This window comes from Caldimonas tepidiphila, assembly GCF_003569765.1.
Taxonomy (GTDB): Bacteria; Pseudomonadota; Gammaproteobacteria; order Burkholderiales; family Burkholderiaceae_C; genus Caldimonas; species Caldimonas tepidiphila.
The window spans coordinates 1-5,803 of the sequence record NZ_QXMG01000124.1; the positions used below are offsets into that span (position 1 = coordinate 1).

At 69.3% G+C, this 5,803-nt stretch carries 3 protein-coding genes and 1 pseudogene; all 4 read right to left on the reverse strand.

The window, feature by feature from the left end:
* Positions 1–858: 858 nt before the first annotated feature.
* Positions 859–1,113, reverse strand: a pseudogene (locus D3A59_RS24490) (IS701 family transposase); the annotation flags it as partial.
* A gap of 60 nt (positions 1,114–1,173) precedes the next feature.
* A complete protein-coding gene (locus D3A59_RS24495; RefSeq protein WP_119157923.1) occupies positions 1,174–3,294 on the reverse strand; it encodes an HlyD family efflux transporter periplasmic adaptor subunit in 2,121 nt (706 codons plus the stop codon).
* Positions 3,291–4,283, reverse strand: coding sequence for an efflux RND transporter periplasmic adaptor subunit (locus D3A59_RS24500; RefSeq protein ID WP_157991698.1), 993 nt, complete (start codon positions 4,281–4,283; stop codon positions 3,291–3,293). Before D3A59_RS24500 ends, D3A59_RS24495 begins: the two co-directional genes overlap by 4 nt.
* Before the next feature lie 348 nt (positions 4,284–4,631).
* On the reverse strand, positions 4,632–5,803 hold a 1,172-nt coding region (locus D3A59_RS24505), incomplete at its 5' end, for a putative Ig domain-containing protein (RefSeq protein ID WP_205665269.1).

The following is a 5,803-nucleotide window of genomic DNA, read 5'->3' on the forward strand; positions in this document are numbered from 1 at the left end:
GATTTTGTGGAGCGTCGTAGCTCCCGTGGCAGGCCCGGATGCGCGGCTCGCACCCGCTCCGGGATCACCAGCCGCAGGTGGTAGATCCCGTTGGGAGCCCTGACCAGATGAGGCGCCGTGGTGCGAGGTCGCCAGGGCTGAGGACCAGCCTCGGTAGCGTTGCCAACATTCGCAGCAGCTCCCCTCAACGAGGGGGGTGGAGCCGCCACGGGCGAGTTGGACTTCGATGTCCAGGAAGGGGTGGATCCGAGGGCCATGTTGGATCGAAGGACATTTCGTCGAAGTGACCGGCCGGAAAAAGAAAAAGGCCTTGTGGAACAAGGCCTTAGGAATCTTCTGGTGGAGAGGAGGAGGGTCGCTCCTAAATTCACCAGAATGTATCCATTCGCCTTGCCTGACAAGGACTTGGCTTCGTTCAGCAGGTCCTTCGACAGCGGTGAGTACGACGAATTGGATCGCATCACAGCCAACTTGTCCAGTTCTGTTGATCCGAGCCATCCACCTGATGCCCTGTGCGGGGCTGACGCGTCGTTGCGGTCGTTCTTGTTGGCCTTCACAAACGGGGCCACGTACTGCGGGCTGATGAGTCGCACCTGGGCTGCTGAGTCACCCCAAGTGAACTGAACTGCTCCAAGTTGGACACGGGCAGGGTCAGGCTTGTGCAGCAGCAGTCGGAGGTGCACGAGATGGCATGGCGACGTGGGCAGGCCTACGGGCAGGACTTGCGGGACCGGGTGCTGGCCGCCAGCGGCTCGATCCGCGAGGTGGCCGAGCGCTTCGAGGTTACAACCGCCGCGGCCTCCAGGAATCAGATGTCTGCTTAACAGGGGAGCTTACGATTGCCAAGCGCTGCGCGTTGACGGCCTGCTCGTCCCACTGCGCCTCGCTCAGGAAGAACTGCAGTCGCTGCACCGCAGCGGCCTGGGCCTGCACCACGGGCTCTGCGCCAGCAAGTGCTGTGAGGGTCTTGTTGCGGTCGCGAGGAAGCAGTAAGCCTGCGAGGTATTCACGGAAGCTGCGCCGCTGGGCCAGAGAGCGGAAATGCCGGTCGAACCGGCTGGCGTAGGCCTCCATGAGGCCAGGGGCGGGTGGACAGGGACGTGGAGCAGTCATGACAAACCGCCTCCTGCCCCAGACCGGGCATCAGCCATGCCTACTCCAACAAAGTACCGATCAGAACCCAAACTCCCGCACCAGCACGCTGCCCGCTGCAGTTAACAGTCGCTCCCACAGGCTGCGCACAGGCTGCGCCAGCACTGCGTGGCCGCGCCACTGGCGCAGCGACAGGCCTGGGTCCTCCAGCAACTCCATTTCTACCCGGTACAGTGGGTGCGCTGGACGCCAGTGGCCACTGTGCTCAGTGGCCTCCACGGGCCCGCCATGCACGCGCGCCAGCAGCGGCTCGGTCAACAATGCGCTCGCATGCGGGGAGACGCTGAGCACCTGCAGCGGCAACCGCCGCGTCGGCGCAGCGTCGGCCATGAAGCTGGCTGCATCACCCGGCTGCAGCGAACGCGCGGCCGTTTCAGAGGCATAGGCCACGACACGCCAGCGCCCAGGGGCCGCGAGCTGCAGCAGCGTCTGCTGCGGGCCAGCCACGGTGCCGGCGCGTGCGCTCGCATCGACTTCCAGCACCACACCCGCAAAGGGTGCTCGCGGCTGGTACCGCGCGAACTCCTCCGCCAAAGCCTGCGCCTCGTCGCGCGTGGTGGCCAGTTGCGCCTGCAGTGAGCCCCATTGCGCCTGCTGCGCCGGGTCGACGCTCGCGCCCGCGACCTGTGCCTGCAACTGGCGGATGCGCACCTGCGCGGCTTGATAGCGCTGTTGCAACGCGGGGGCTGATGCGTCCAGCAGCGGCGTGCCGGCCTCCACCTGTTGGCCGGGCTGCACGTGCACCGCGTCGAGCACCGCGGTAGCGGGCAGGCGCAGTGCGAGGTGCTGCGCCGGCTGAAGTAGCGCGCCAGCGCTCTCGTGCGAGGGCAGCGGAACGAAGCCGAGCGCGAGCAGCGCCGCCAGCAGAGCAAGTGTGCCGCGCAGGCGCGGACTGCCGCCCCACTGCGTGCGCGCGCTCCACCATTGTCGCAGCTCGCGCCACACCGGCAGCCCGATGAACCAGCCCAGCTCCACCGCGAACAGCAGGATGCCCAGCGCCTTGAACGTGAAGTGGTAGACCAACCAGGCGATGCCGAGGTAGAGCAGGAAGCGGTAGGCCCAGGTCAGCAGGCCGAAGGCCACCATCGCGCGCTGTGCGGCAGGCCCCAGCGCCTCGGGCGCCGGGGCCTGCCAGCCGAGCAGCGCGCGGCGCAGTCGCCAGCGTGCCATTGCGAAGCTGCGCTCGTGCAGGTTGGGCTGGTCGAGTAAATCGCACAGCACGAAGTAGCCGTCGAAGCGCATGAAGGGGCTGAGGTTCACGATCACGGTGCTGATCCAGGTGAAGGTGGCGAGCAGGAAGCTCGCGGTACGCAGTGGCCCGTCAGGCAACAGCGCCCAGGAGAGTGTGGCCCAGGCTGCGATCGTCATCTCGGTGCGCACGCCGGCGAGCGCCACCTGCAGCCGCGCGCTCGCGTCGGCCAGCCGCCAGACCTCGGACGTGTCGGTGTAGGCCACCGGCCATAGCACCATGAAGGCCACCCCCATCGTCGGCACGCGGCAGCCATGGCGCCGCGCCACAAAGGCGTGGCCGAACTCGTGGGCGATCTTCACCAGCAGCAGCGTCAGGCCGTAGAGCGCCATCCCACGCCACGACAGCAGGTCCACACCCTGCGCAATGAAGGCGTCCCAATCACGCCCCACAGCCACGACGCCGGCCAGCAGCGCCAGCAGCGTGGCCCGTGTGAAGCCCTTACCGCCTAGGCGTCCGACCCAGGGCAGCAGCGCGCGCAGCCAGCGGTCCGGATTCACGAGCGGCACGCGGAAGAACAGGTAGTGGTGCAGCAGCCAAGTGGCGAACGCGCCGGCGCCCTGCGGCCCCTGCCCGCGCGGGGCAGGGGCGCGCTCGGGCTGCACCAGTTCGTGCTGACGCGCGAAGGCCAGCACCTGCAGCACATGCTCGGCGTCGATCGCGAGCGTGGTCTGCTGGTTGACCTGCTCGGCAATGCGCGCCGGGTCGCCCAGCCACCAGCGGCGCAGCACCTCGTAGCTCACCCAGTCTATGCGCACGAAGCGGTGGCGCACCGGGTCGTGCAGCGTCCAGCTCGGCTGGCCGTCGGGCAGCGCCGGGCCGTGGTGCAGCTGCAGCTCTTCACGCAGCTCAGGCCAGCGGCCCACAGCCGGGGCGGCGAGCACGGCGCTCACCAGCCGCTCGCCTCGCGCAACGCAGCCAGCGGCCGGCGCAACACCCAGTAGGCGAAGGGCACGCGCTCGCCTTCGACGTGCACAGTGCCGCGGGCGCCGAGCCGCTCACGCGGCGCATCCACCAACTGACCGCGCAGCCGGTAAGCCATGCCTCCCTCGGGCCGAGCCACCGCCTCGAAGGCATAGAGGCGCAGCTGTGCGTGCACTGGGCTCGCGGGGCGGCTGGCGAGGTGCAGCCGCATTGGGCTGCCGGGGGGCAGCTCGACCGCGTCGGCCACTGGGAGCCAAGCTTCAACCTCCTGATCGTCGGCCCGCGCCAAGCGCAGCAGCGGCTCCCCGGCGGCTACGGTGCGACCGGCCCAGTTGCCTGGGTCGTCGAGCAGCACCACGCCGTCGTGCGGTGCGCGCAGCTGGTTGCGCGCCACTTGCTCGCTCAAGTAAGCGGCCTCGGTACGGCGTTCCTCAATGCGGCCCAGCGCCACCGCGAGCTGGGCCTTGGCGCGGGGGTCGGTGAGAGCCTGCTGGCTGGTCTGTCGCCACTCGGCCTCGGCGGTGGCGAGCGCCTGCAGCGCCACCTGTAGTCGGCTCGCGGCCGCTGCGTCGTCGAGTTCGGCCAGCAGCTGGCCGGCCTCCACGAACTGGTTGGGCTCGACGTGCAGCTTGCGCGCCATGCCGTCGATCGTCGCACGCAGCACGGTGGGCTCGCGCGGCACGAGCTCGCCTGGAGCACGCACGTTGAGCTGCACCGGGAACAGTATTGCGGCGCACAGCGCCGCAAGTCCAATCCACAGCCCGCGCGAGCGCCGTAGCGCCGGGCGGCGCAGTGACTGCGCCAGCACACGCAAGTCCAGCGCGCGGCGTGGCGCTGCGGCCGCAGCGGCCTGCTCGGCGAGCCGCCATAGCTGCGCCCATTCGCGCAGCCAGCCCGCCTCGGCCTCGGTCCAGGGCGTCTCGCGGCACAGAAGCAGTGCCGCGCCGTCCGGTTCCATGGGCAGCCACAGCGCGTGCGGAGGCCACCATTGCTCCCACTCCTGCGCCAGCGTGGCCTCGACTTGCGCCGTGTGAAAAGGGCCAGGCGGTTTGCCCGTACACGAGCGCGCTAGCCGGGCAAGCCACTGGCCGTAGGGGCCCTGCGGGTCTACCTGGCTTGCGCCCGAGTGGGCGAGCAGCCCCTGCCGGGCATCCCAGAGCACCGCCGAGTGGTAGGGCAGCGCCTCCCGGGTGCGGTTGAGCAGCACGAAGCGACGCTCAGTGTCGCCGCTGGCCGCTCGCGCAAGGCGCAACAGGCCGAGCAGTGCGTCGGACGAGACAGGCATAGTGCAGATCTCCCCGCTTCGTCAAGCGCGCGACGGCAGTGCGTGGCGCGCCGGCTGCCAGTCGCGGCCCTCGGCACTGCGCATAAGCGCCTCACCACGCATCAGCTGCGCGTTCAGGCCCGGCCGCATACCTTTGCCGGCCTCGCCGGATTTGATTCGAAACATCACTGTCGCGTCACGCCCCTGCGAGTCGCGCGCCACCACCTTCAGGCGTAGATCGATCTCCTCGCCCTGCGGCGGCTCGCCGGTGAAGGTGCCACTCTTGCCGTCGAAGCGCAGCCAAGGCGGCAACGGCGTGCCGTCGGCGAGCGTCGCGACGAGCTGCACCGTCTCGTTGGCATCGGTGTGGACGAAGGCATCGGCGGGCACTTGGAGCCGCAGCTCTGAGGTGACAGGAACGATCTGGTCCTCGACACCGCGGAACACCTTTAGGCTGGGTTCGGCCGAGGGCGAGACCATTGCGCGGAAGCCGCTGGCGCGGGTGTAGATATCCTCTAGGCCGCCCGGCACGATAAAGCTGGTGCGCGAGTCGCTGCCCTGCTCGAAGACCGGCGCGAAGTCGCGCAGTGCCCCGGACAGCGGATTCCAGGACATGTCGAGCATCGAGTCGAAGTGCTGTGCCGGCATGCTCGGGGCGGGAGCCACCTCCTGCAGCACCGGTGGGGCAGGCGGCGCAGAGGGCTGCACGGGGGCTGCCGGCAGGAGCACGGGGCGAGGGCGGTCGTCGTCCAGCCGCGGGTAGCCGGAGGCGCCGGATCGGTCCGGATTGCCGCTGGTGTTGTTCGCGAGGAACACGTCACCTGCGCCGTGGTCGTCGATCGTTGCAGTGCCGATGAACGCGCCGCCGGCGCCGTTCTCGGCGCGCAGCTGGAAGTGGTGCGCGCCCTCGTCGATGTCGTCATTGGTGATCGAAGTGCGCACCAACAACTGGCCGTCGCTGCCGACCGCAACCCGGCTGCCCGCAACGTAGGGCACCCAGCTGCTGCCGTTAAAGACCTGCAGTTGCGGGTTCGCACTGCCGGAGCCGCCGTAGTCAGCGCCGTCTGCAGTGCCGGGGAGCAAGCTCAGGCGCACCAACTGGCCGGGCGCGCCGGTGGTCCTGAAGACGGCGTAGGGCGAGGCCTCGTTGACCGCCGGGCTGGAGACGGTGAGCGCGCGGTCGTCGTCCTTGGGGGCGCTCGGGTCAGTGGTGC

Excerpts from the sequence above, each read along its gene's own strand:
- D3A59_RS24500 (WP_157991698.1), bottom strand. The coding sequence starts at position 4,283 with ATGGAACCGGACGGCGCGGCACTGCTTCTGTGCCGCGAGACGCCCTGG.